19 protein-coding genes are annotated in these 26,284 nt (G+C 67.5%); 2 read left to right on the top strand and 17 right to left on the bottom strand.

Translation table 11 applies throughout. The annotated features are described in order from the left end of the window. Positions 1–79: 79 nt before the first annotated feature. From ACX12D_RS25150 to ACX12D_RS25120, 7 genes are all read right to left on the bottom strand, one after another. Positions 80–2,338 carry a 3-hydroxyacyl-CoA dehydrogenase NAD-binding domain-containing protein gene (locus ACX12D_RS25150; protein WP_459376170.1) on the bottom strand — a complete coding sequence of 753 codons (2,259 nt, stop codon included), beginning with the start codon at positions 2,336–2,338 and terminating at the stop codon, positions 80–82. Positions 2,339–2,365: 27 nt separating this feature from the next. Further along, a complete protein-coding gene (locus ACX12D_RS25145; RefSeq protein WP_459376169.1) occupies positions 2,366–4,195 on the bottom strand; it encodes an AMP-dependent synthetase/ligase in 1,830 nt (609 codons plus the stop codon). Between the two features lie 83 nt (positions 4,196–4,278). Further along, the gene (locus ACX12D_RS25140) at positions 4,279–5,091 is read right to left on the bottom strand and encodes an ABC transporter ATP-binding protein (RefSeq protein WP_459376168.1); all 813 of its coding nucleotides are present in this window, start codon (positions 5,089–5,091) and stop codon (positions 4,279–4,281) included. Beyond that, positions 5,088–5,885, bottom strand: a complete 798-nt coding sequence (locus ACX12D_RS25135) for an ABC transporter ATP-binding protein (RefSeq protein ID WP_459376167.1) — start codon at positions 5,883–5,885, stop codon at positions 5,088–5,090. Before ACX12D_RS25135 ends, ACX12D_RS25140 begins: the two co-directional genes overlap by 4 nt. A 12-nt stretch (positions 5,886–5,897) precedes the next feature. Then, positions 5,898–6,974: a branched-chain amino acid ABC transporter permease gene (locus tag ACX12D_RS25130; protein WP_441631770.1), complete on the bottom strand. Its 1,077-nt coding sequence runs from the start codon at positions 6,972–6,974 to the stop codon at positions 5,898–5,900. Between the two features lie 7 nt (positions 6,975–6,981). Then, positions 6,982–7,854: a branched-chain amino acid ABC transporter permease gene (locus ACX12D_RS25125; protein WP_459376166.1), complete on the bottom strand. Its 873-nt coding sequence runs from the start codon at positions 7,852–7,854 to the stop codon at positions 6,982–6,984. Positions 7,855–8,127: 273 nt separating this feature from the next. After that, positions 8,128–8,739, bottom strand: a complete 612-nt coding sequence (locus tag ACX12D_RS25120; RefSeq protein ID WP_459376165.1) for a methyltransferase domain-containing protein — start codon at positions 8,737–8,739, stop codon at positions 8,128–8,130. Positions 8,740–9,012: 273 nt separating this feature from the next. On the opposite strand from ACX12D_RS25120, the gene ACX12D_RS25115 reads away from it, so the two are divergent. Beyond that, the gene (locus ACX12D_RS25115) at positions 9,013–10,185 is read left to right on the top strand and encodes an integrase core domain-containing protein (protein ID WP_459372795.1); all 1,173 of its coding nucleotides are present in this window, start codon (positions 9,013–9,015) and stop codon (positions 10,183–10,185) included. A 764-nt stretch (positions 10,186–10,949) separates the two neighbouring features. Here ACX12D_RS25115 and ACX12D_RS25110 read toward each other — a convergent pair. From ACX12D_RS25110 to ACX12D_RS25070, 9 genes are all read right to left on the bottom strand, one after another. Next, positions 10,950–12,503, bottom strand: coding sequence for an acyl-CoA synthetase (locus tag ACX12D_RS25110; protein WP_459376163.1), 1,554 nt, complete (start codon positions 12,501–12,503; stop codon positions 10,950–10,952). A gap of 72 nt (positions 12,504–12,575) precedes the next feature. Next, entirely contained in the window at positions 12,576–13,361 is a 786-nt protein-coding gene (locus ACX12D_RS25105; RefSeq protein WP_459376162.1) for an enoyl-CoA hydratase/isomerase family protein, read from the bottom strand. 118 nt (positions 13,362–13,479) lie between these two features. Continuing rightward, a complete protein-coding gene (locus ACX12D_RS25100; protein WP_459376161.1) occupies positions 13,480–15,480 on the bottom strand; it encodes an acetyl-CoA carboxylase biotin carboxylase subunit in 2,001 nt (666 codons plus the stop codon). Positions 15,481–15,519: 39 nt separating this feature from the next. Next, positions 15,520–16,674: an acyl-CoA dehydrogenase family protein gene (locus tag ACX12D_RS25095; protein ID WP_459376159.1), complete on the bottom strand. Its 1,155-nt coding sequence runs from the start codon at positions 16,672–16,674 to the stop codon at positions 15,520–15,522. A gap of 105 nt (positions 16,675–16,779) precedes the next feature. After that, on the bottom strand, positions 16,780–18,402 hold the full coding sequence (locus tag ACX12D_RS25090; RefSeq protein WP_459376158.1) for an acyl-CoA carboxylase subunit beta: 1,623 nt from the start codon (positions 18,400–18,402) through the stop codon (positions 16,780–16,782). Between the two features lie 146 nt (positions 18,403–18,548). Next, a complete protein-coding gene (locus ACX12D_RS25085; protein WP_459376157.1) occupies positions 18,549–19,430 on the bottom strand; it encodes a phosphatidylglycerol lysyltransferase domain-containing protein in 882 nt (293 codons plus the stop codon). Positions 19,431–19,447: 17 nt separating this feature from the next. Beyond that, on the bottom strand, positions 19,448–20,260 hold the full coding sequence (locus ACX12D_RS25080; RefSeq protein WP_459376156.1) for a TIGR03084 family metal-binding protein: 813 nt from the start codon (positions 20,258–20,260) through the stop codon (positions 19,448–19,450). A gap of 108 nt (positions 20,261–20,368) precedes the next feature. Beyond that, entirely contained in the window at positions 20,369–21,139 is a 771-nt protein-coding gene (locus ACX12D_RS25075) for an AraC family transcriptional regulator (protein ID WP_459376155.1), read from the bottom strand. 294 nt (positions 21,140–21,433) lie between these two features. Further along, complete coding sequence (locus tag ACX12D_RS25070) at positions 21,434–23,266, bottom strand: acyclic terpene utilization AtuA family protein (RefSeq protein WP_459376154.1); 1,833 nt, start codon at positions 23,264–23,266, stop codon at positions 21,434–21,436. Positions 23,267–23,555: 289 nt separating this feature from the next. On the opposite strand from ACX12D_RS25070, the gene ACX12D_RS25065 reads away from it, so the two are divergent. Beyond that, positions 23,556–25,124, top strand: coding sequence for a fatty acid--CoA ligase (locus ACX12D_RS25065; protein WP_459376153.1), 1,569 nt, complete (start codon positions 23,556–23,558; stop codon positions 25,122–25,124). A gap of 161 nt (positions 25,125–25,285) precedes the next feature. On the opposite strand, the gene ACX12D_RS25060 is transcribed toward ACX12D_RS25065, so the two are convergent. Next, the gene (locus ACX12D_RS25060; protein WP_459376152.1) at positions 25,286–26,254 is read right to left on the bottom strand and encodes a DNA-binding protein; all 969 of its coding nucleotides are present in this window, start codon (positions 26,252–26,254) and stop codon (positions 25,286–25,288) included. Between the last annotated feature and the right edge of the window lie 30 nt (positions 26,255–26,284).

The raw sequence follows: 26,284 nt of genomic DNA, 5'->3' as shown, positions 1-26,284 counted from the left end.
GTCTCCTTGTCTTATCGGTTTGTTGCTTAATGGGTGGATTGCTTGGCGTGGATTGCTTGACGCGTGGATTGCCTTGGCTTCAATGCACGCTCTGTGGCGGCTTGGGTCCCGACTGGATGCTGCCTCGCGCGGACCGCGAGTCCGGCGGTAATGAGATAGGCGCATGGCCCTGTGCCAGGCCGCCCGGCGCCGCGGCATCGGCCGCGGGCGGCGGCGCGGACCAGTCGGACAAGCGCTGCCCGCTGCGCGCCAGCGCCGCCAGCAAGGGGGAGATGTCCCAGTAGTCGTAAGGATTGCCGCGCAGGCGGGCGTAGCGCTCCAGCCCGGCTTTGATGCGGGGCAGGCCAATGCTGTCCGCCTGCCACACAGGGCCTCCGAGATAGTCGGGAAAGCCATAGCCGGCGGTCCACACCATGTCGATGTCGCCGGGCCGGCTGGCTATGCCCTCCTCCAGCAGCTTGGCGGCCTCGTTGATCAGCGGAAAAATCAGGCGCTCGACGATCTCGGCGTCGGCAATGTCGGCGCGGCGGGCGATGCCGTGCGCGCGGCCCAGCGCGGCGCAGATGCGCTCGGCCTCCGGGTCCGCCACCGGCTCGCCGTCCGGGTAGCGGTAGTAGCCCGCGCCGCTCTTGCAGCCGAGCCGTCCCAGCTTGAACAAAGTGCGCACCACCGCGCGATAGGTGGGATCCGGCGGCAGCCCCCCGGCCTTGCCGTACTCCAGCACGATCTTGGCGCCCGTGTCGATCCCGGCCAGGTCCAGCATGCGGCACGGCCCCATCGCCATGCCGTAAGCCTGCATCACGGCATCCAGCCGCGCCGGGCTCACGCCTTCCATGAGCAGGAACTCGCTCTCGCGCAGGTAGGCCTCGGCCATGCGGTTGCCGATAAAGCCAAAGCACACGCCCGTCACCACCGCCACCTTGCCGAGCCGCCGGGCCAGGTGCATGGCAGTCATCAGCACATCGGGCGCGGTGGCGCTGCCGCGCACCACTTCGATCAGCCGCCCGCCATTGGCCGGATTGCGGAAATGCAGCCCGGCGAAATCGTCCGGCCGGCCGCAGGCCTCGGCCAGCACCTCCACGTCCAGCGTGGAGGTATTGGTGGCGATGATCGCCCCGGGCTTGCAGATCTGGCCAAGACGGGCGCACACCTGCTGCTTGAGCGCCATGTCCTCCATCACCGCTTCGATCACCAGCTCGCAGCCGGCCAGTGCGTCGTAGTCCAGCGTGCCGGCAATCAGGCCCATGCGCCTGTCCACCTGATCTGGCGGCAGCCGCCCGGCCGCGGCAGCGGCCTCGTACTGGGCGCGCACGGACGCCAGGCCCTTGGCCAGCGCCACGTCGCTGGCCTCAACCAGCGTTACCGGCAAGCCGGCGTCCGCCAGGCTCATGGCGATGCGCCTGCCCATGGTGCCGGCGCCCACCACCCCGGCCGTATGCAGCGTGCGCGACGTCATGCCCGAAGGCACCCCGGACACGCGGCCCGCCTGGCGCTCGGCAAAGAACAGGTGGCGCAGCGCCCGCGATTCCGGCGATGCCACGCAGGCGGCAAGCAAGGCGGCCTCCACCGCTTCGCCCTCGGCGAACGGCAGGGTTGCCGCCGCCTCCACCGCTCGCACGATAGCCGCGGCAGCGGGGTAGCACGCGCGCTCCTGCGTGGCGTGCCGCAAGGCCTGCGCGAAGAAATCCGGCGGCAGCCCGGCGACAGGCACGGACAGCGTCGACAGCCGGCGCGGCGGCGCCCGCCGCGCCAGCAGGTCTTCCAGAAAGTTAAGGCCAGCGGCCAACGGCTCGCCCGGCACCAGCGCGTCGACGATGCCGGCGGCCAGCGCCGCCTCGGCGTCGAGCATGCGCCCGCTCAGCATCAGGTCCAGCGCCAGGGCCGCCCCGCAGGCGCGCGGCAGCCGCTGCGAACCCAGCGAGCCGGGCAGCAGCCCCAGCTTGACCTCGGGCAGCCCGACCCGCGTGCCGGGCACGGCTACGCGGTAATGGCAGGCTAGCGCCAGTTCCAGCCCGCCGCCCAGCGCGGTGCCGTGCAGCACCGTCACCACCAGCCGTTCGCTGGCTTCGATCCGGGCGAGGATGCGGTTGTAAGGCGCAGCCGTGAAATCCGGCGCATCGAACTGGGCGATGTCGCCGCCCGCCACGAAGGTCCGGCCCGCGCACCAGATCAGCAAGCCATCGAGGGAGGAATCGGCCTCGAAGGCGGCCACCTTGGCATCCAGCCCCGCCACCGTCGCCACCGAGAGCGCGTTTACCGGTGGATGGTCGATGCACAGCAGGCCGATGCGGCCGTGCCGAACCAGGCTGACGGGAACCGCTTTGTCTGCATCGCTCATGGCGCCTCCGGTTGGGGCCGCTTGCGTTCAGGCCACCTTGGCCAGGTACATCGACTCGATCAGCGCGCTGTACTTGTCGTTGACCAGCTTGCGCTTGAGCTTCATGGTGGGCGTCAGTTCCTCGTCTTCGGCGCCAAGACGGGTCTCGATCAGCCGGAATGCCTTGATCTGCTCGACCCGCGCGAACTGCTTGTTGACACGGTCGATCTCCTGGCCCACCAGCGCGATCACCTCCTTGCTGCGGCACAGCGAGCCGTAGTCGGAGAAATGCACGTCGTGTTCCTGGGCCCACTGCTCCACGTTGTCCTGGTCGATCATCACCAGGCAGCTCAGGTAGGGCCGGCGGTCTCCGATCACCACGGCGTCGGTCACATAGGGGCTGAACTTGAGCTGGTTCTCCCACTCGGACGGCGTGACGTTTTTGCCACCCGCGGTGATGATCAGGTCCTTCATGCGGTCGGTGATATAGAAGTAGCCCTGCTCGTCCACCCGGCCCACGTCGCCGGTGCGCAGCCAGCCGTCGGCCATGGTCTCGGCGGTCTTGGCGGGCAGGTTCAGGTAGCCCATGAAGACCTGCGGGCCCCGCACCAGCAGTTCGCCTTCCTGCGAGACCCTCACCTCGGTATGCGGCAAGGCAATGCCGATGCTGCCCGGGCGCGTGCGGCCCGGCGGGTTGCAGGTGGCCGCGCCGGTGATCTCGGTCATGCCCCATAGCTCGTGCAGCACGATGCCCAGCGCCATATACCAGCGGATCAGGTCGGGCGAGATCGGCGCCGCGCCGGTCACCGCCAGCTGCACGCGGTTCAGGCCCATCATGCGGCGCACATTGCCCAGCACCAGCGTATCGGCCAGCCAGAGCTTCAGGCGGGCGGCCAGAGGCAACGCCGTGGCCTGCCCGTCCTCGCGCACGCGGGCCTGCCCGGCGGCCAGCGCCCAGTCATAGGCCCAGCGCTGCAGGCGGGTCGCTTCCCGCACAGCAATGGTCACGCTGGAATACAGCTTCTCCCACACGCGTGGAACCGCCAGGAAGGCGTCGGGCTGGATCTCGCGAATGTTGTCGAAGATGGTGTCGGGGTTCTCGACAAAGTTGACGACGGCACCGGACAGGATCGAGTAGTACTCGCCAAAGATGCGCTCCGAGACGTGGCACAGCGGCAGGAAGGCCATGCGCTCGCCGATGGTGGTGGCTGGGAGGAACTCGCGCAGCGTCAGGCAGCTGCGCAGCACATTGCGGTGCGACAGCATCGCGCCCTTGGGCCGTCCCGTGGTGCCGGATGTATAGACCAGCACCGCCAGCGCGTCGGCGCTGCCGGCGGCCAGCCGCGCGGCCACCAGCCCCGGTTGCCGCGCCCGCGCTTGCCTGCCGAGCGCCAGCAGCGCGTCGAAGCTGAGCACGCCGGGGTCATCGAAACCTGACAGCCCTTCCATGTCGTACACGATCGCCTTGCGCAGCCGTGGCAGGCGCTCGCGCACCTCCAGGTACTTGTCCAGCTGCTCCTCGTTCTCGACGAAGAGCATGACGCTGCCCGAGTCGTGGCAAAGGTACTCCACCTGCGCGGGCGAATCGGTCGGATAGATGCCGCTGACTACCGCACCGGCGGTGAGCGCGCCCAGGTCGCTCCACACCCATTCCCGGTTGGTATTGGACAGCACCGACACCACCTCGCCCTCGCGCAGGCCCAGCCCGGCCAGGCCGGCGGCGACATCGGCCACGATCTCGCCCACTTCGCGCCAGCGGTAGCTGCGCCAGACGCCGAGGTCCTTTTGCCGCATCATCACGGCGTCGGCGCGCTGGGCCACGGCGTGCCAGAACATCTGCGGCAGGGTCTCGAATGCCGCTTCGGAAAGGGGCTGCATGGTATGCGCCGTTGCCATTGCCATTGCCATTGATTGCTCTCAACTTGGTGATCGACTTGGTGATCGTTTAGCGCCCTACCGCCCTACCGCCAGGTCTTGCGCTTTTTCCAGCGGCGCTCGCCGCGCACGCCGTTGTCCTTCATGCCGAGGTAGAACTCCTTGATATCGTCCTTCTCGCGCAGCACGGCGCAGGTGTCCTCGGCGACGATGCGGCCGTTCTCCAGCACATAGCCATAGTCCGCCGCGTTGAGCGCCATATTGGCGTTCTGCTCCACCAGCAAGATGGTGGTGCCACGCTCGCGGTTGATGCGCACCACGATCTCGAAAATGTCCTTGGTGAGCTTTGGCGACAAGCCCAGGCTGGGCTCGTCGAGCAGGATCAGCTCGGGCGCGGCCATCAGCGCGCGCGAGATCGCCAGCATTTGCTGCTGGCCGCCCGAGAGCAGGCCGGCATCCTGCGCGGCACGCTCGCGCAGCACCGGGAAGTAGCCATAGACCATCTCCATGTCGCGCGCCACGCCGTCGCGGTCGCGCCGCGTATAGGCACCCATCAGCAGGTTGTCGCGCACCGACAGCAGCGGGAACACCTCCCTCCCCTCGGGCACGTGGCTCAGGCCGCGCCGCACGATCTGCGCCGGATCCATCGCAGCGATGCTCTCGCCCTTGAAGGCGATGCTGCCGCGCGTCGGGTCCAGCACGCCGGAAATGGTCTTGAGGATGGTGGTCTTGCCAGCGCCGTTGGCGCCCAGCACGGTGGCGATGCTGCCGCGCTGCACGGCAAGGCTCACGCCCCGGATCGCCTTGACCGGGCCGTAGGCGCTTTCCACGTTGGCCAGCGCCAGCACGGGCGTGTCCTGGATTTCGCGCATCTTGTCAGCGCCTTCCATCAGGTTCATGCCGCCCTCCGCAGTGAGGCTACGTCGTCCACGGTGCCCAGGTAGGCTTCGATCACCCCGGGGTGCGCCTGGACCTCGGCCGGCGTGCCCTGCGCCAGCACCTGGCCCTGGTTCATCGCCAGCACCCGGTCCGAGACGCGCGACACCAGGCTCATGTCGTGCTCCACCATCAGCACGGTGATGCCCAGCTCGCTCTGGATGTCGCGGATCCACCAGGCCATGTCCTCGGTCTCTTCCACATTCAGCCCGGAAGACGGCTCGTCGAGCAGCAACAGCCGCGGGCTGCTGCACAAGGCCCGCGCCAGCTCCACCACCTTGCGCACGCCATAGGGCAGGCCCGCCACCAGCGCGTCGCGGTGCGCCTGCAGGTCGAGCAGCTCGATCATCTCCTCGGCCTTGTGGCGCGCGGCCAGCTCCGCGCGGCGCGCGGCGGGGGTAAACAGCAGGTCTGCCCAGAAGCCGCTGGCGCGATGCGTGTGGTGGCCGATCAGCAGGTTCTGCAGCACCGTGGCGTGCTCGAACAGCTCGATATTCTGGAAGGTGCGCGCGATGCCCTGCGCGGCGATCGCGTGCGGCGGCAACTGCGTCAGGCTGCTGCCCTGCCACAGGATCTCGCCGCTGGTGGGCGGATAGATACGGCTGATCAGGTTGAACACCGTGGTCTTGCCAGCCCCGTTGGGCCCGATCAGCGTAAAGACCTCGCCGCGCCGCACATCGAAGCTCACGCCGCCAAGCGCCAGCACGCCGCCAAAGTGGACCGACAGGTCGCGCACGCTGAGAAGAGTGTCTGTCATGTGCGGGCCTCCTTATTTCAGGCGCTCGGAGCGCTGGAAGGCCTTCTGGCGCCGGAACATGCCCTGGCGATAGAAGGGAAACAGCTCCAGGTACGTGCGGATCTTGCACCAGCGCCCGTACAGCCCCATCGGCTCGAACAGCACGAAAGCCATCAGCACCAGCCCGTACACCAGCGCCTGCAGGCCGCTGGCTTGCCCGATGGCAGGCGGCAGGAGATCCTTCGCCAGCACGATCATCTGCGGCATGACGATCAGGAAGATCGCGCCAAGAAACGCGCCATGCACGGAGCCCAGCCCGCCCACCACCACCAGCAGCAACAAGTCGATCGACTGGGCAATGCCGAACTGCTCGGGCGAGATATAGCGCAGCTTGTGGGCATACAGCGCCCCCGCGATGCCAACCAGCGCGGCGGACAACGCAAATGACAAGGTCTTGTAGCGCGCCAGGTGGATCCCCATGCTCTGCGCCGAGATCTCAGAGTCCCGGATGGCGATGAAGGCCCGCCCCGTGGCGCTGCGCAGCAGGTTGAGCACGGCCAGCGTGGCCAGCAGGCAAACCGCGAGCGACAGGTAGTAGAACGCCACCGGCCCGTCAAGCACGTAGCCCCACAGCTGCGGCGCGGCCACCGGCAGGCCGGCGTTACCGCCGGTCACGCTCTCCCAGCGCGCCAGGACCTCCTCGACGATGAGGCCGAAGGCCAGCGTGGCGATCGCCAGGTAGATGCCCTTGACGCGCAATGCCGGCAGTCCCACCACCACGCCCGTCAGTGCCGACAGCGCAGCCGCGGCCAGCAAGGCCGGCACGAAGGGCACACCGTGGCCGGTCAGCCAGGCCTGCGTATAGGCGCCCACGCCAAGGAAGGCCGCGTGGCCGATCGACAGCAGCCCCGTGTAGCCGGACAGCACCATCAGGCCCAGGCCCGCGATGGCGTAGATCAGCACAAAGCCAAGCTGCGCGATCCAGTAGCTGCTGGCCCAGCCCGGCGCAATCAGCAGGCAAGCCATCAGCAAGCCGTACCAGAACACATGGCCCGGGTGCCTGGCCAGGCGCAGGTCCTGGCGATAGTCGGTCTTGAAGAGGAATCGCATCGCGTGTCTACACCTTTTTGCGCAGGTTTTCGCCGAACAGGCCGTTCGGCTTGACCACCAGCATGATCAGCACCACGACATAGGCCGCGACGTCCTTGAAGCCCTCGGGCAGGTAAAAGCCCGCCAGCGACTCCACCACGCCGATCACCAGCCCGCCCACGATCGCGCCCGGCAGGCTGCCGAAGCCGCCCACCACCGCTGCGGGGAAGGCCTTGAGGCCGAGCATGCCCATGCTGGCGTGGACAAAGGTGATGGGCGCCAGCAGCAGGCCGGCGATCGCGGCCACCGACGCCGACAAGCCCCAGACCAGCCCGTTGAGCCGCCGCACCGGAATGCCCATGTAGCAGGCGGCAAGCTGGTTCTGCGAGCTGGCCTGCATCGCCACGCCGATGCGGCTGTAGCGGAACACCAGGTAAAGCACCACGCAAAGCGCCGCGGTGACGCCGATCACCGCCACCTGCTCCACGCTCAGCACCAGCGCGCCGGTGCGCCACACCATGCCCTGGTAAGGCACCGGCAAGGTATGCGTGCCGGCGCCGATGCCCGGCACCATGGTGATCAGGCCGCGCATGACGTAGCCCATGCCGATGGTCAGCATCACCACGGTGAACTGTGGCTGGCCCAGGATGGGGCGAATCGCCAGGCGTTCGACCAGCATGCCGAAGCCGGCCATGCCCGCCACCGTCAACGGCACGGCAAGGACCAGCGGCAACCCGAGCATGGTCAGCACCACGCCAGCGAAGGCGCCCAGCATCATGAACTCGCCTTGCGCGAAGTTCACCGTCTCGGTCGCCTTGTAGATCAGCACGAAACCCAGGGCGATCAGCGCGTAGATGCAGCCCAGCGCGATCCCCGAGATCGTCAATTGCAGGATCTCCAATCTTGTCTCCTGTGCCGGCCGCCCCTTGCCGCGCGCGGTGCGCGGGCGGCCGGGGTCGATCTCGGAATTGGGTGGGTCAAGCGCGCCCGGTGGCACCGGGCGCGACGCGTGCCGTCTTGCGCTTCGCCGCGTTGCGACTGACGCGACTGCCGCGATTGCTGCGACTGCTGCCACCGTAACAAAACTACCGGTGTGGCTCTTGTGTGGACTGGCTGTATATGGCTTGGGGATTACCCATGGTTGGCGCGCCTGGCGCGGTGCGCCGCCAAGGGATCAGCGGCGCACCAGCACCACCGCAAGCTCGAATGCGCCGCCGGGATGCGCGACAGCGTCAAACGGCGGCTTGGGCCATTGCCATTGCTGGGCGGGGAACAGCGCGCGCATGGCGTTGATGTCGCAGTGATACGGCGGCCCTTCCACCACGCCCTGGCCAGCGCTGTCGCGGCGCATCTGCATGAACAACGCTAGCAGGCGTCCGCCGGGACGCAGCCAGGCATGGAGCTGGGCAGCATAACGGGTCCAGTGGTCGGGATGCAGCGCGCACAGGCAGGTCTGCTCATAGACGGCATCCACTGGTGTGGCTGGCTGCCAATGCAACACGTCCGCCTCCTCCAGTTCCGCCTGCAGTCCGCGCGGCGCCAGCCGGGCAGAGGTGCGGGCCAGCGCCCCGGGCGCGTAGTCGATACCGCTGACCCGCGCGCCATGTGCGGCCAGCGCGGCGACTTCCCAGCCACCGCCGCAGCCGGGCACGACCACGCGCTCCCCGGCCTGGACGACGCCTTGCGCGAGCCAGGCTTGGAGTTGCGGGCTGGCGGCTTCGCGTTCCCAAGGTGTTTGCCCGGATTCGAAGCGGGCTTGCCAGAAGTCGATGGATGGTCCTGCCATTGATGGCTCCTTTTTTTCGAGATTTCCCGGACGAGTTTGGAAGTTTCCGATTTGGCAGGGCGACGCTGTTTCTTTGTACGGTGTTGGTTTTTGGACCCAAGGGCCATACGACATCCCCCTGCGGGGGCTGCCGGTCACTCTTCTTTGCGTCGGCAAAGAAGACTAACGAGAAGAAAGCCGACGGTACGACTCACGCACATAGGTGACACTTGAGTTCAAGCACATAGGTGACAGTTTTCTACCCTGCATGGGCGAGCCTGGAAGGAGACGCCCATGCCCTGGAGCGAGCTGAGACCCATGGACCAACGAATTCTGTTCATCGCCGATCATCTGCGGCAGCTCGAGAGCGTCAGCGCCCTGTGCGAGCGTTATGGCATTAGCCGGAAGACCGGCTATAAGTGGATAGAACGGTACGACAGCGAAGGGCTGGAAGGCCTCGCCGAGCGCGGGCGCAATCGGCATTGCCAGGAGCGGTTGCCGGATGGGATTCGCCAGGCGATTCTGGAGCTGCGCACGCAGGGCGGCCTGGAGCAGGGCCCGAAGAAGATCCAGAAGCTGCTGGAAGGGCGTTTTGGCGCCGAGGCCGTGCCGTCGCGCACGACCATCTACAACGTGCTGAAGCAGGCTGGACGAATTGTCTCGCGGCGCGTGCGCCGCCGGGTGATGCCGCACGGCGGGGTGCTGAGGTCGGCGCACGAGCCCAACGGGCTGTGGAGCGCGGACTTCAAGGGGCAGTTTCTGACCGGGGATGGGCAGTGGTGCTATCCGCTGACGGTGATGGATCATGCGAGCCGTTATCTGCTGAGCTGCCAGGGCCTGCGCGGTACGCAGCTGGTGCCGACGCAGGCGGTGTTCGAGCGGTTGTTTCGCCGCTATGGGTTACCGGACCGGCTGCGCACGGACAACGGCGTGCCCTTTGCGAGCATCGGCTGTGGCGGGCTGTCGCGGCTGTCGATCTGGTGGCTGAAGCTGGGGATCATGCCGGAGCGCATAGCCCGCGGGCATCCGGAGCAGAATGGGCGGCACGAGCGGATGCATGGCACGCTCAAGCGCGCCACGGCCCAACCGCCTGCCACTACGTTGCGGGCACAGCAGCGGCGGATGGACGAGTTCCAACGTTTCTACAACGAGCAAAGGCCGCATGAAGCGCTGAACCAGAGCACACCGCAGAGCCGCTATGTGGAGTCAGGCCGAGCGTATCCAAAGCGGCTGATGCCAATGGAGTATGCGAGCTACGTCGAGCCCCACAAGGTGACGAGTGGTGGTTTGATCTACAAGGCTGGCAAGATCATTTATGTGGGGCATTTGCTCTATGGCGAAACGGTCGGACTGGAAGCAATAGGCGAAGGATTGTGGCGTGTCTACTTCGGCCCAATGGCATTGGGCCAAGTCGATGAACGCCAGGCCAGAAAAGGCTATCTAACCCTCAAAGTGTTACCTATGTGAGTGAACTCGTTTGTTACCCATGTGGTTGACTCGTACACGACCCTGCCGGGCGCAGAGCAATCGCGAGTGCTAGGGGCGCTGGTTTCGGCGTACGGCCACAGTTCTGCTGGCATCTGCCGGTACCGGATTGAAGGGCCACGAATCTGCCAGCCTCCGGGATTCGTGGTGAGGCCCCCGGTAGCAGACATCACTTGCTTCAAGCCGTCTGTCGCTCGCGGATCGGCTGGCCACGAAGTTGCAAGCGCACCGATTCCGTCGTGGGCGCGGTGGCACCGGCTTGATTGGCCCGAGACCTTGACCACCGCGCCCGCCCCACCACGAAACCATTGACGGGCGATGTGTCGTGATGGCGTGCGCCGGTAACGGCAGATGGCCGAACGCTCACCGAGCAAAGCAATCAGGGGTACCACCACGTGACCATTGGGTCATGCCATAGCGATTACCTTCAAGCAGGTATGGCAAAGGCTAGCCAACACTCCGGGCCGTACGACGCAACCAGCGAGGCGCAGATAGCCTTATTGCTCTGCGCCCGGCAGGGTCGGCTTTCTTCTCGTTAGTCTTCTTTGCCGACGCAAAGAAGAGTGACCGGCAGCCCCCGCAGGGGGATGTCGTATGGCACTTGGGTACAAAAACCAACACCGTACAAAGAAACAGCGACACCCCCAGCAGGGCGATGTCGTATGGCCCTTGGGTCCAAAAACCAACATCGCTGAAAGAAACAGCAACCAGCCCCGCCATGGACCACCCACCCAACATCCAATCCCCTATCCCATCTCCCTCAACCGCACCTTCAACACCTTCCCCGTAGGATTCCGCGGCAACGCCGCCACCACCCGCAACGCACGCGGCAGCTTGTAGCGCGCCAGGCGCGGCTGCGCAAAGGCTTGCAGTTCCTCCAGCGTCAGGCTGGCGCCCGGCTTGAGCGCCGCCACGGCTACCACGTGCTCGCCCCAGCGCTCGTCGGGCGCGCCGATCACGGCGACTTCGGCAATGGCCGGGTGCTCGTACAGCACACTTTCGACTTCGGCCGGGTAGACGTTCTCGCCGCCGGTGATCACCATGTCCTTCAGGCGGTCGCAGACGTAGTAGAAGCCGTCTTCGTCGACATAGCCGACGTCGCCGGTGCGGAACCAGCCGCCTTCGTAGAAGGCCGCGGTGGTGGCGTCCGGGCGGTTCCAGTAGCCTTTCATGATGTTGCCGCCGCGCGCGCAGATCTCGCCGCGGGCTTGTGGCTCGGTCAGTGGCTTGCCGTCGAAATCGCGGATGCAGACTTCGGTCATCATGGCTGGCGTGCCACAGGAGCCGAGCTTGTCCTGCGCGCGCTCCGGGGCGAGGAAGGTCGTCGCGGCGGCGGTCTCGGTCAGGCCGTAGCCCTGGTTGACCGGGATGCCGCGCCCGGCGAACAGGCGCAGCAGCGGCTCGGGCATGGGTGCGCCGCCGACCGAAATGCTCCGCAGGCTGGACAGGTCCGCCCGCGCGAAATCCGGGTGCTGGCTGACGAACAGCAGCATGGCGGGCACCGCGAAGCTGACCGTCACGCGGTGCTCGGCCACCGCCTGCATCACGGCTGCGGGGTCGAAGCTGCGCTGCAGCACGAGATGGCCGCCCGCCATCAGGATGGGCAAGCTCACGCAGCACATGCCGCCAACATGGAACAGGGGCGCGAAATTGAGCGCGACATCGGTGCTGGCGAGGTCGCTCAGCATCATCACGTTCAGGTTGTTGGCCCAGAAGTTGCCATGCGTGAGCATGGCGCCCTTGGGGTGTCCGGTGGTGCCCGAGGTGTACATCACCGCGGCCACCTCGTCCGGCCCGGTGGGCGCGGGCGGCAGCGTGGCATCGGCTTGCGCCATCCGCGACAACAGGCCTTCCCAGCCCGGCGCATCGGTGCGGCGCAAGTAGCGCTGGCATTCCAGCGTCGGGCGCGCTTCATCGATCAGGCCGGCGTAGTCTTCATCGGCAAACAGCGTATGCACGCCGGCATCGTTGAGGATAAAGGCCAGCTCCGGCCCGGTGAGCCGGAAATTGAGCGGCACGAAGATGGCGCCCAGCCAGCCGCAGGCGAACTGTGTCACCAGGAACAGCGGGTCGTTCAGGCCCAGGTAGCCTACGCGCTGCCCGCGTCCAACGCCGCCCGCAGCCAGCACGGCGGCCATCTTTTGGGCGTCGGCCACCAGCTCGGCATAGGTCCAGGTCTGCCCGGCGCAGGTCAGCGCGGGGCTGCGGGGGCTGCGCGCGGCGCGGCGGCACAGCCATTGCGCCATGCCGAGCGCCAGGAAGGCGGCGCTGTCGGGCTGGGTGGACGATGCATTGTTCATCGGCTGCTTCCTTGTTCAGTCGTTGCAGACACCGCCAGCGCGCCCTGCCCGGCGCGCGCCGCGCCGGTTGTTTTACCTGCCGGTCCAGACCGGCCTGCGCTTCTCGTTGAAGGCGGCCAGGCCTTCGCGCGCGTCTTCGGTCATCGCCAGCAGCGCGATCTGGCTTTCGGTATAGGCGATGCCTTCGGAAAAGCTCATCGACGCCATCGCTTGCATGGCGTACTTGCCGCGCCGGATCGCGGTGGGCGACTTGTCGGTCACGCGGGCGACCAGCCATTCGGTGCGCGCGTCCAGCTCGCCCGGCGCGGCCAGGTGGTTGACCAGCCCGGCGGCCTTGGCTTCGGCGGCGGAAAACGGCTCGCCGCTGATGCACCACTCGCGCACCAGCCGGGGCGGCGCCAGGGTCTGCAGCAGGCTCAGCACCTGCATCGGGAACACGCCTACCTTGACCTCCGGCAGGCCAAACAAGGCGTTGTCGGCGGCTACCGCCATATCGGTCATGCACAGCAGCCCCATGCCGCCGGCCATGCAGGTGCCGTTGATCCGCGCAATGCTGGGCAGCGTGGCTTGCTGGGATTCGCGCAGCATGTCGGCGTAATCCACATTGGGCTGCGAGAGGTCGAAGGCAAAGCCCTTGCCCGGCTGCAGGTCGCCACCGGCGCAGAAGGCCTTGTCGCCGGCGCCGGTCAGCACGATGGCGCGGATGGCGGGGTCTGCGTGCGCGGCGCGGTAGCCCGCCCGGATGCCGGCCACGACTTCCTTGTTGATGGCGTTGCGCTTGTCGGGCCGGTTGATGGTGATCCAGAACGCGGCGCCGCGTTTTTCATGGAGGACGGCTGGGGTTTCCGATTCGCTCATGGTGCTCCGCAGGTTGGGCTGTGTTTGTGTTTGTGTTTGTGTCTGTGTCTGTGTGTTGGGATGCGGTCCGAGGGGTGACGTGGCAACCGGATCAGGCCGCTCGGGCTGCTGAGGCTGCTCAGGCCGCAGCCTTGACCGGTTCCGCCGGCGGCGCCTCGAACTCGATCTCCGCGATCACGCGCATGGCGGCAGCCTGGTCGCCAACCTGCACGTGCACGGCGCCCACCCGGCCGGCGGCCGGGGCCACGTGGATGTGCTCCATCTTCATGGCTTCCAGCGTGACCATGGGCTGGCCCGCCTCGACCTGGTCGCCGGTGGCCACCATCACGTTGACCACCCGGCCGTTCATCGAGGCGCGCAGCTTGCCGTCTCCGGCAGCCTCGCCAGCCCTGGCGGCGGCGGCCCGCGTGTGGTCCTCGATGCGCAGCGGCGTGCCCTGGTAGTGCAGCAGCAGCGTGCTGGCGTCGCGGTGGAAGATGGCGCTCTCGACCAGGCCATCGCAGTTGAAACGTACCGAATGCCCGGTGAGCGCGAGGGTCTCGAAGGCAAAGCGCGATTCGCCCATGGCAACCTCGAAGCGACCTCCTCCGCCAAATGCCAGGCTGGCCTGATGCTCCGCACCGTTGACCCGGTAGCGCAGGCCGATGGGCAGCGTGGGGGCCAGGCTCGCGGCTGGCGCGCCCGGCCGGCGCTCCGGCGAGGTTTCATACAGGAGCAGCGCTGCCAGCGCGGCGGCACGCTGGCGTAGTGCCGCATCGGGTTGCAGCAGCGCGTCCTGGTGCTGCCCGATGAAGGCGGTGGTGGCCTCTCCCGCGGCAAAGGCGGGATGGGCGAGGCAGCGGGCAAGGAACACCTGGTTGGTGGTCACGCCAAGCGCCACCAGGTCTTCCAGTCCTTGCGACAGTTTGCGCCGCGCTTCGTCGCGTGTCCCGCCGTAGCTGATGAGCTTGGCGATCATGGAGTCGTAGTACGGCGGGATCGCGGCGCCACTGCCCAGCGCATGTTCCACGCGCAAGGCGGACGGGGCCTGCCACAGTGCCATCTCGCCGCTTTGCGGCATAAAGCCTTGATCGGCGTCTTCGGCGCACAGCCGCACTTCGATGGCGTGGCCGGAAAAGCGCACGTCGTCCTGCTTGAGCGGCAGTGGCTCGCCCGCGGCAATCCGCAGTTGCAGCGCCACCAGGTCCAGGCCGGTGATGGCCTCGGTCACGGGATGCTCCACCTGCAGCCGTGTGTTCATCTCCATGAAGTAATAGTTGCCGTCGCGGTCGAGCAGGAATTCCAGCGTGCCGGCGCCTTCGTAGCCGATCGCCCTGACGGCGGCCACGGCGGTGGCGCCCATGCGGGCCCGCAGCTCGGGGCTCACCGCGGGCGATGGTGCCTCCTCGATCAGTTTCTGGTGGCGCCGCTGCACCGAGCAATCGCGCTCGCCCAGGTGGATAGCGTTGCCATAGCGGTCCGCCAGGATCTGGATCTCGATATGGCGCGGTTCCACCACGGCCCGCTCCAGGATCACCTCGGGATCGCCGAAGGCGCCCTGCGCCTCCGAGCGCGCGCTGCGCAGCAGCTCGGGAAAGGCCCGCGCGTGCGGCACCAGCCGCATGCCCCGTCCGCCCCCGCCTGCCGTGGCCTTGATCATGACCGGGAAGCCGATGCGCTCGGCCTCGGCGCTCAGGCGCGCCTCGTCCTGGTCCTCGCCCTGGTAGCCCGGGATGCACGGCACGTCGGCGGCCATCATCAGCCGCTTGGCGCCGGCCTTGTTGCCCATGGCCACGATGGACTCGGCCGACGGGCCGATGAATACCAGCCCCGCCTCGCAGCAGGCGCGGGCAAAAGCGGCATTCTCCGCCAGGAAGCCGTAGCCGGGATGCACGGCATCGGCGCCGCAACGCCGCGCCGCCTCGATGATGGCGTCGATGCGCAGGTAGGACTGCGCCGGCTGGGCCTCGCCGATATACACCGCCTGGCCGGCCTCCTGGACATGGCGCGCGCCGGCATCGGCGCTGGAGTAGACCGCCACCGTGCGGTAGCCCAGCGCGGTGGCGCTGCGCATCACGCGCAAGGCGATTTCGCCCCGGTTGGCGATCAGGATCTTTTGAAATGGCGTGGGCTGCTTCATGGTGGCCTGGTCTGCTCTCTTGTCTTTAGCTTCGAACGCTTACTTCGACTGGGGGAAGGTGCCCATGAACTTGCACAGGATCTGCATCATGACCTCGTCGGCGCCGCCGCCGATGGAGGTGAGCCGCCCGTCGCGGAAAATGCGCGAGATCGGGCTTTCCAGCACGTAGCCCATGCCGCCCCAGAACTGCAGGCAGCGGTCCGCCACCTCGCGCGACAGCCGGCCGGCCTTGAGCTTGGCCATGGTGGCCAGGCGGGTGGCATCCTCGCCGCGCACCATCATCTCCACGGCGCGCCAGCACAGGGCGTGCAGCGCTTCCACCTCGGTCTGCAGCTCGGCCAAGGTGTAGTGCACCCACTGGTTGTCCAGGATGGAGCGGCCAAATGCCTTGCGCTCGCGGGTGTACTCGATGGTGAGGTCGATCGCCTTGGCGCATCGGCTGGCGGAGCTGAGCGCGCCCCACAGGCGCTCCACCTGGAACTGCTCCATCTGGTAGGTAAAGCCCATGCCTTCCTCGCCGATGCGGTAGCGCTGCGGCACCCGCACGTCGTCGAAGTACAGCTGCGCGGTATCGGATGAGTCCATGCCGATCTTGCGGATCTTCTTGGCCACCGAAACGCCGCGGGTCTTCATTGGCACCACGATCAGCGTCTTGTTGCGGTGCGGCGCCCCGTCCGACGTATTGGCCAGCACGCAGCAGAAGTCCGCCTGGGTGCCGTTGGTGGTCCACATCTTGCCGCCGTTGATGATGTAGTCGTCGCCGTCGCGCCTGGCGGTGGTCTTGATCGAGGCCACGTCGGAGCCGCTACCCACCTCCGAGACGCCCAGGCAGGCCACGTACTCGCCGCGGATCGCGGGCGCCAGGAATTCGCGGCGCAGCTCCGCGCTGCCGTGGTGGGCCAGGGCCGGGGTAGCCATGTCGGTCTGCACCCCGATGGCCATGGGCACGCCGCCGCAGTTGATGTCGGACAGCGTTTCCGCCAGCACCGCACTGTACGAGTAATCGAGCCCCATGCCGCCATCCTCTTCCGGCTTGGACAGGCCCAGCAGGCCCAGAGCGCCCATCTTGCGGAAGACGTCATGCGCGGGGAAGATCTCGGCCTCTTCCCAGGCGTCGACGTGCGGATTGATCTGCTCGGCGATAAAGCGCTTGATGGTGGCGCGCAGCGCCTCGTGTTCGGGTGTCAGTAGCATGTCGCTGGTCTCCGTTCGTTCTGTTTGTTCTGTTTGTTCTGTTTGTTCTGTTTGTTCTTTTGCATGTCTGTTCTGGCTGGGCCGGTAGCCCTGCGTCCGTAGCCGTCAGGGCCGCGCAACCCCGAATTGCATGGCTTGCGGCGTCCTGGCATCGCCCTCGCGGCAGATCGCCAGCACGTTGGCCAGCACCGCGCGCGTATTGCGCGGGTCGATCACGCCGTCGTCCAGCACGTGGGCGCTGGTGACAAACACGCTCATCTGGCGGTCGAAGCGCTCCACGATGCCTTTCTGCAGCGCTTCCAGCTGGTCGGCATCGGCTTCCCCGCCTTTGCGCTTCATGGCGGCCTCGGTCACGATGGCCATGGTGCGCGCCGCCTGCTCGCCGCCCATCACGGCGGTCTTGGCATTGGGCCAGGAGAAGCAGAAGCGCGGATGGAAGCCACGCCCGCACATGCCGTAGTTGCCCGCGCCGAACGACGCGCCGCAATAGATCGTGATCTGCGGCACGGTGGCGTTGCTCACCGCCTGGATCATCTTGGAGCCATGCTTGATGATGCCGGCTTCCTCATAGCTGCGCCCCACCATGAAGCCGGTGGTGTTGTTCAGGTAGAGGATGGGCGTGCGCGACTGGCAGCAGGCCTGGATGAAGTGCGTGGCCTTGGTCGCGCCGGCCGGATCGATCGGGCCGTTGTTGGTGATGATGCCCAGCGGCCAGCCTTCGATCTTGATATGGCCGCACACGGTGGCGCCGCCGTAGTTCTCGCCGAACTCCAGGAAGTCGGAGTCGTCGGCAATGCGCGCGATCACCTCCTTCATGTCGACCGGCCGCTTATGGTCCATCGGCATCACGCCGAGCAGCTCCTCGGCATCAAAGCGCGGCGGCTTGTAGCTGCGCGGCGCGGCGGCGGGCTGGTCGCGGTGCCAGTCGATCTTGCCCAGGATCTCGCGGGCGATGCGCAGCGCATCGCGGTCGTCCTCGGCCAGGTAGTCGCCCAGGCCGGAGACCGAGGTATGCATCACGGCACCACCGAGCTCCTCCTCGGTGGCCACTTCGCCCGTCGCTGCCATCAACAGCGGCGGACCAGCCAGGAAGGCGCGCGAGCGGCCGCGCACCATGATGATGTAGTCCGACAAGCCGGTCTGGTAAGCCCCACCCGCCGTGGACGAGCCATGCGTCACCGTCACCACCGGCAGCCCGGCCGCCGACAGGCGCGCCAGGTTGCGGAACAGGTTGCCGCCCTGCACGAAATCCTCAACCTTGTAGGTCATCAGGTTGGCGCCGGCGCTCTCCACCAGTTGCACATAGGGCAGCTTGTTCTCAAGCGCGATCTCCTGCACCCGCAGCTGCTTGTCCAGCCCCTTGGGTTGCAAGGCACCGGCGTTGATGCCCGAGTCCGAGGCGCTGATCATGCAGCGCAGGCCCGACACAAAGCCGATGCCCGCGATCAGGCCGCCGCCGGGCACGCTCTTGTCCAGGTCGGGGTTGTCCAGCCCCAGCCCGGCCAGCGACGACAACTCGATAAACGGTGCGCCCGGATCCAGCAGCAATGCCAGCCGGTCGCGCGGCAACAACTGCCCACGTTTGTCGAAGCGCTCGCGCGAGGCGGCGGATGTATTGACGGCGCGCTGCTCGAAGGCGCGGATACGCGCCAGCAGCGCCAGCATGCCGGCGCGGTTGGCCTGGAATGCTTCACTGCCGGCGGAGAGTCTGGATTCGATATTTGCCATGTGGGTTCACTGTTCGGGGCGGTGCGCCGGTGTGAAGCCATGGTAGGGGTGGGAGCCGGCAGGGTCTTGCGAGAACTGGCTGTGCTGCATTGCGCCTTTATGCCGTTGTGCCTTTGTGCCGTTGTGCGACAGGTGCCGGAAGTACGTCAACCTATCCGCAATCGCACCCTGAACTTCGGCAGCAACGCGCTCGGCGCATAGGAAAGCTTGGTCTGGCGAAAGTTGTCCAGCCCCATGTCCTGTTCGAAATTCAGCCACGCTACCGGGCGTGGATACGCCGTGCAGAAGTGGTGGAACATGTACTGGTAGATGCCCTTGCAGGCCGCCAGGCCTTTGGCGAAGCGCATGGCGAAGACCGTTGGGCGGATCTCCTGCGCCAGCACGAAGCCCACGGGCTGCCCCGCTATTTCGTACAGGAAGCCTTCCAGGCCAAGCCGTTCGGCGTGCTGGAGGGCCTCGCCGCAGGGGGTGTCGTCGGCTTCGCCGTGCGCCTTGCCCTTGGCTTGCATCCAGCCTTCGTGCACGGCCAGGGCTTGGCCGGCCAGCCCCGGGTGGTAGGCGCGCGCGGTGACGGCATGCGTGGCCAGCAACTGCTTCATCAGGTTGCGCTTCTTGGCCAGCATCGTGCCGCGATAGGCCGTGAAGTTGGCGGCGGGATAGAGGTAGTCGGCGTCGGCACGCGACTCCGTCCAGGTGAAGATGGCGGGGTCGAGCCGCGCGACCTGGGCCGTGGACAGCGGATAGAAGCAAGCGTGCTCGCAGAGCAGCGCCCGCAGCACGTCAAGCGGCGTGGTTTCCAGCGTGAACAGCGGCAGCACGTGGCGCGCACCGTCATAGGTCACGCCGCTGATATGCGGATAGCTGCCGCCGACATAGCGATAGGCGTGCGCTTGCCGGAACAGGTACAGGTTGGCGAAGACATGCTCGGAGAGGCAGGTTTCGCCGGGATCGGCGCTCAGCCCGCGCAGCGCCGCGTCGATCCCGGCGGCAAGCGCCGGGACCAGCGGCTCGCCGTGCGCGGCTTGCATGGGCGCTACGGAGCCGTTCACCCTGCCGAAGCCGTGCGCAACACGCGCGTGCCGGCGGCCGGCCCGGTGGCGGGTGGCCCGGCGAAGCACTGGGCTTGCGCCAGCCATTGCCGGGCCGGCCCGGCGCTGTATTGCAGGCGGGTATCGTCCAGATGCCGGCGCTGCGTGACCAGCAGGCAGAAGTCTTCCGCGCTGCCGCGCACGTAGTTGTCCTGCTGCGGTTCGTTCCAGGCCCACTCGCTGCCATCGGGCGCGCTCAACGCGATATAAGGCGCGGGCCCCGGCACCGGCTCACCGCGGTTGACGAAGGTCCAGCCGTAGGTGGTGGCGCCGATATGGGCGATATGCTTGAGGCGGGCCGTGGGCGCGCGGGCCTGGCCTGCGGTATCCCAGACGTCCTGGCCATGGGCCCAGGTCTCCATCAGCCGCGCGGTGGCAAAGCTGCGGGCGCTCATGGGTGGACCATACCAGGGCAGGCGGGCCTTGGGGTCGAGCGCGGCCAGCGTCTGCACCAGCCGCTCGTACAGCGGCTGCCAGTACGCCAGCAAGGCGGGGCCGTCCAGGTGGCCATAGGTATCGCGCGCCACGGCGCTGATATGCCCGCCCCCCGCCATCAGCGCGTTGAGTGCTTGCGCGTCGCGCAGGAAGGCTTGCGGGTCGGTGGCAGCCTGCAGCGCGGTCTGGTCGAAATAGCACAGGTGGGCGATCTCGTCCCACGCGCTCCAGTCATGGAAAGCGCTTGGCTCGCGCCATTGCGCGGGGGTGAGCGCGGCGCAAAGCGCGGCCAGCTCGCGGTATTCGTCCAGCAGGTCCTGGCAGGTTGCTTTCATGGGGTGTATCTGGCTGCCGTTGGTGGCAGGCTTGGAGAGGTTCGATGGCTTCGATTCTGGCGCGCGGCGCGCCGTTGGTCTTGTGCAAAGTGGTCGCCGCCTGGCCAGCTACGCGGGGCGATAGGCCGTCATTGGCGGCAGGCCATGCAGCGCGAGCTTGCGCGAGCCCGCAAAGATGTCGCGCGGCTTGAGCCCGTACACGCGGCGGATGGAGTGGCTGAAATGCGTGGAATCCGGATAGCCGGTATCCAGCGCGACCTCGGCCAGGTTGGCCTCCTGGGTGACGTAATGCAGCAGGCTGCGGGCGCGTTTCCAGGTGCGGAACGTGCGGAACGGCGTGCCGACCTCCTCCTTGAACAGGTGCAGGAAGCGGGAAAACGACAAGTTGGCGTCGCGCGCATGGTCGCTGGCGGCGCTACGCCCGCTCGGGTCGGCCTTGATCTGACGCACCGCCGCATCGATGCGCGGATCGAGCGAGCGCGGCGCCAGCGGCTCGCCCAGCAGCAGCGCATCGAGCAGCCCGGCGCCCAGCTCCGGCCGCCGCATGCCGCGCAACTGGGCGATCAGGTCGCGCGCATGCTGCGCCATGCGCGGGGCCGCCAGCGCGCCGCCCGGACCGCGCAGCAGCAAGGGCAAGCGGGACAGATCGACAGTCTCGGGCTCGATCAGGAAACCGCACAGGCTGCGGCTGTCGGAAGCGATGCGGTGCGCAACGTAGGGTGGCACGAAGGCGATCTCGGCGGTTTCCCACTCGCCATCCGCCACGCTCAGGCGAAACGGCGCATCCAGCGCCACATAAAGCAGGATGGCGCCGATGGAGCGCACCGACGGCGCGCCGAGCAGCCCGACGTAGAGCACGCGGTCGGGGTCGATCCACATGAAGCTTCCGCTCGGGCGCCCGCACGGCAGGCCCGTGGCATCCGGTGTGCATGGCAAAACTGGCTGCATCTGGGTCTCACTGTTCCACTGTTCGCGGCGCCGCGCGTGGCTGATGTGACTGACGGCTGGCGCCTGGTTCGGCAAGAACGCGCGGGCAGCCGCCCTGCGGCCTTGCGCGCCTGCGTCATGATGCCAGCGAAGGCGGCCGAACAGCCGCCGGATGGGGTTTATCCCAATGCCGCCTGCCACATGCTGCATGCCGTCGGCATCGGGGTAGACCGCATCCGGCCTGGCTCAGGCGCCCAGTGCCCGCGCCAGCGCCGGTGGCACCCGCACCGGCATGGCCAGCAGGACCTGGCCCATCCCCTTGCCCAGCGGGTCGTTGCGCAGCGACGCCATGCCGCCGCCGCCCAGCGCCTGCTCGCACAGGAAGTTGAAGGCGCCGATGCCGGGCAGGAAGTAACGCGTCACCCTGCCCTTGACGTTGTGCGCGAGGAACGCGGCCACGGCGGCCTCCGTCAGCTGCGCCTCGATCAGCGGCAGGTAGGCGGCTTCGCGCGCGATGATGCCGATGTTGGAGAAATCGCCCTTGTCACCGCTACGCCCGTACGCCAGCCGGATCAGCGGCACATCGACCCAGTCCGCGGCGGGCTCGGCCGCGGCAGATGGCGTCGATACGCGGGCTGGCCCGGCCGCCGGCACCGTACTGGTTTGCGCATCGCTTGCGCACGCCAAGGTCGCCGGTAGCGGCACCGGCTGCTCGTCAAGCCACACGGCGGGCTGGACCTGCGTTTTTGGCACCAGGAAGGGAAACTGCTTGATGGCCATGCTGACCGATGGCCGCCCGCCCACCCCGGTGGTGCCGGGCGACCATGAGGTGCCTGCCGGCGCGATCTCTCGCGCGAACATCTCCAGCGCGCGCTTGTCCGGGTGCGTCACCGCCAGCCACATCACCGCCTCGAACAAGGCCGGTTGCGGCACATGCGGGCCAAAGGCCGCGGCGGTGCCCAGCACGTCCAGCCGGGTCTCGGTGAAATCCGGCATGCCGGCCCGTGCCAGCATGCCGCGGGTGCGCGCCAGGAAGGCTTCGCCGCTGCGGCGCGCCTTGCGCACGGCATCGACGCCCACGATGGTCAGTTGCGCCGAGCAGCGGTAGCCGTCGGCATAAGTGGCCGAGACCTTGTAGCTGGCGGTAGGCGGGCGGCCCTTGGCGCCCTGTACTTCCACCAGGTCCGGCCCGGCCTGGCGCAGCGTGACGCCGGTGAAATCGCAGATCACGTCAGGCAGCAGGTAGGCGGCGGGATCGCCGATCTCGTACAGCATCTGCTCGCCGACGGTGGCGGGGCTGACCAGCCCGCCAGTGCCGGGCGGCTTGCCGACCAGGACGGTGCCATCCGCCCTGCAGGTCACCACCGGGTAGCCGATATTGGCCCAGTCCGGTACCTGCTCCCAGTCGGTGTGCAGGCCGCCGGTGGCCTGGCAGCCGCACTCGATGATGTGCCCCGCCAGGCTGCCCGCGGACAGCAGGTCGTAGTCGGTGGGGCTCCAGTTGAACTCGTGCATCAGCACGCCCAGCGTCACCGCGCTGTCCACGCAGCGCCCGGTGATCACGATATCCGCGCCCGCATCCAGCGCGGCCCGGATCGGCACGGCGCCCAGGTAGGCGTTGGCCGTCAGGATGCGGGCCGGCATCGCGGCGCCGCTTTGCATGTCGCGCGTGCCTGCCTCGCGCAGCGCGCCGAGCTGCGGCAACAGGTCGTCGCCATCGACCACCGCCACCCGCACCGTCACGCCGAGCTCCTCGGCCAGCTTGCGCACCGCCGCCGCGCAGGCCCGCGGATTCACGCCGCCGGCATTGCTCACGATGCGGATGCCCTTTTCCATGGCTGGCTTGAGCACCGAGCGCAGGGCCCCGGTGACAAAATCCAGCGCATAGCCGGCTTCCGGGTTCTTCAGCCGCGCCGCGGCCAGCAGCGACATGGTGAGTTCGGCCAGGTAGTCGAACACCAGGTAGTCGATGTCGCCCTTGTCCACCAGCTGGACCGGGCCGATTGCGCTGTCGCCCCAGAAACCGGAGGCGCCGCCTATCCGCACGTTTTCCTTGCCCTGCCGACTTTGCTTGTTCATGGACGCGCGCCCCTTTCGTCTCAGTCATCGATTGCTGTTGTCATCGGCGAGTCATGGCTCGCCGGCCTTGCTGGCACGATAGCGAGTTGCGCGCATGGCGTCTTGCGTCAATTGGCTTCGGCACCGCGTGCCCTGGCGGATCCATATATGCAAAGTGCAAATCGTTATTTCCCAAAAAGAGACGCCGGCTTTATATTCGACCGCTTTCATTCGACCGCTTTCGACCGCTTCCGCCGGCATGCCTTGCCCGCCGGCGCCCCCACCCCACCCCCGCTGCTGGAGCATTGCCTTGAGTCACGTCCTTACCCTGGGCGACACCCTTTCCTGGCCCGCGCGCTACCTGCCGCGCAAGACCGCGCTGGTCGCCGGCATGGGGCCGGGCCGCCGCACCTGGAGCTATGCCGAGCTGGATGCTGAGGTGAACCGCCACGCCCACGCGCTGCTGTCGATCGGCGTGGGCCATGGCGACGTAGTTGCGGCCTTCCTCTACAACACGCCAGCCTTTGTGTTCAGCATGCTGGCTGCGGCCCGGGTGGGCGCGATCTTTAATCCGATCAACTACCGGCTGGCCGCCCAGGAACTGGCCTTCATCCTGGAGGACGGCAAGGCCAGCGCGCTGCTGTTCGAGGAGGAAGGCTGCGCCGTGGTGGAAAAAGCCGCCGAGCTGGCCCCGGGCACAACACGCTGGATCTACGCGGACCCTGAGCCGGCACCGGCCTTTGCCACGCACCACCTGGCCACGCTGGCCGCGGGGCAGCCGCATGACGCGCCCGGCATCGCCGTGGACGAAAACGATCCCTGCATCCTGATGTACACCAGCGGCACCACCGGCCGCCCCAAGGGCGTGCTGCACACGCACCGCAGCAAGCTTGCGCACAACGCGATGATGCATCAGGCCATGACGCTGTCGCGCGAGGACGTGGGCTTGTCGATTGCGCCGCTGAACCACACGGCGGAGCTGCACACCAGCTTCCTGCCACGCCTGCAGCTGGGCGCCACGCAGGTGCTGCAGCGGCGCTTCGATGCGGGCGAGGCCTGGCAACTGGTCGAGGCCGAGAAAGTCACGCACTTCTTCGCCGCGCCGACCATGGTCGGCATGATGCTCAACCACCCGGATGCCCACACGCGCGACGTGTCGTCGCTGCGGCTGGTGGAGTATGGCGGCGCATCGATGGCGCCCCACCTGATCCGCGAGTGGGACCGTGTGGTTGGCGCGGGCTTGGTGCAGGTGTATGGCACCACCGAGATGGGGCCCTGCATGTCCGTGCTGTATCCGCATGAGCAGCTCAGCCACGCCGGCTCGGCCGGACTGCCCTCGCTCAATCACGACCTGGTCGTGGCGGTGCTGCGCGAGGACGACGCCCCGACCGATCCTGCCCAGCCTTGCGCACCCGGAGAAGTCGGCGAGATCCTGGTGCGCGGCCCGTGCATGATGGCCGGTTACCTGAACCGCCCGGACGCCAATGCGCGCGCCCTGGCCCACGGCTGGTACCACACCGGCGACCTCGGCAGCCTGGACGACAACGGCTACCTGTGGGTGCGCGATCGCATCGACTACATGATCAACTCGGGCGCCGAGAACGTGTATCCGCGGGAAGTGGAGGATGCACTGATCGAACACGCTGCCGTGCTGGAAGTGGCGGTCATCGGCGAGGCGGACGCAACCTGGGGGCAGGTTGTCAGCGCCTATGTGGTGCTCAAGCCCGGGGCGCAAGCTACCGCGGCATGGCTCGATGGCTTCCTGGTACATGGCGACCGGCTGGCTGCCTACAAGCGGCCGCGCCGGTATCACTTCGTCGATGCGCTGCCGAAGACCACGAGCGGGAAAATCCAGAAGCACTTGCTGCGGGTGAAGTAAAGGAGCGGGCCATGGGAACGCATGAAAATCAAAGGCTTATCAGCATGTGCTGATGTCAGGTGTCAGGCATTCCGGTGTGGAAGCGTCCTCGAAATTGCCAATGAATTCAATTGATTGCGCCCTACTGTCAATGCTAGATCTAGCATCAAGATAAACCGCCCTTACACCTTGAACCTCGGTGGCCGGGCGGGCCGGATCGGCCGAGCCTTTCGTATCGGCGGGCGTGCGGCCCGCGCGGTATCCGCGTCCGGCTCTCCCCGGTTTTCCAATTGCTGCCGGTACTCGGCCAGCATGCCATCCTGTTGCCGGACCCGTTCATCGAGCACAGCCACGGCATTCCCCACCTTTGCCAGTTCCTCGGCCTGCCGCCCCGCGGCTTCGGCCGCGTCCGCCAGCTTTTGCTGGACAGCCTTGCGCTCGTTGTCCAACAGGCGCTGCCCTTCACGCAGCGCCACCCGCGCGCCGTCCAGTTCCAGTGCCATGCGCCGCTCATTGGCGCCAAAGCGATCCGCCATGGTTTCGCGCTCCTTGTCCCAAGCGGCACGCTGGCTAGCGGTATCGCGCAGCAGCGCGTCCTTCTCTGCTTGCGCGCGTCCCAGCGCGGCACGTACTGCGTCGTTCTCCGCCTGCTGCGCCACCAGTTGCGCCTCGGCGCGGGTGGCGCGTTCGCTGGCTTCATCCCGGGCGCGCGCCAGTTCGGCCAGGGCGCTGTCGGCGGCGTCCAGCTTCGCCATCAGGATGGCGCGCTCCTGCGCCAGCGCGGCCTGCTCCGCCTCGACGGCTGCCCTCGCCAGCGCCAGTTCCGATTCCCGCGTGGCATAGCTCGCCGACACGGTGGCCCGGGCCTCGGCTTGTGCCGCATCCCACAAATAGCGCGCGGCCTGGTTCACCGGCTCGGGCAGGCTCGCTGGCGCCGCAAACGCCTGCGGGTCCTGCAAACGCGCGCCCAACCCGGCGAACCAGGCATCCAGGTGCGGGCTGACGGTATTTGGCGAGCCGCGCCCAAGATGCAGCCGGATCCGTTCGATGGTTGGGCGCTGGCCGGCCAGCAGCAAGGCATCGGCGGCTTGCCAGACATCTTGCTGGGTGATGGAACGGGAGCGCGTGGCGGGCAGATTGGCGTTTTGCATGGTCCGGGCAAGTTTTTGGGCGGCGTTGGA

Source organism: Cupriavidus sp. PET2-C1, from assembly GCF_054515855.1.
Note: the sequence above shows the minus strand (reverse complement) of the source record. Positions and strands in the feature narration are given on the sequence as shown.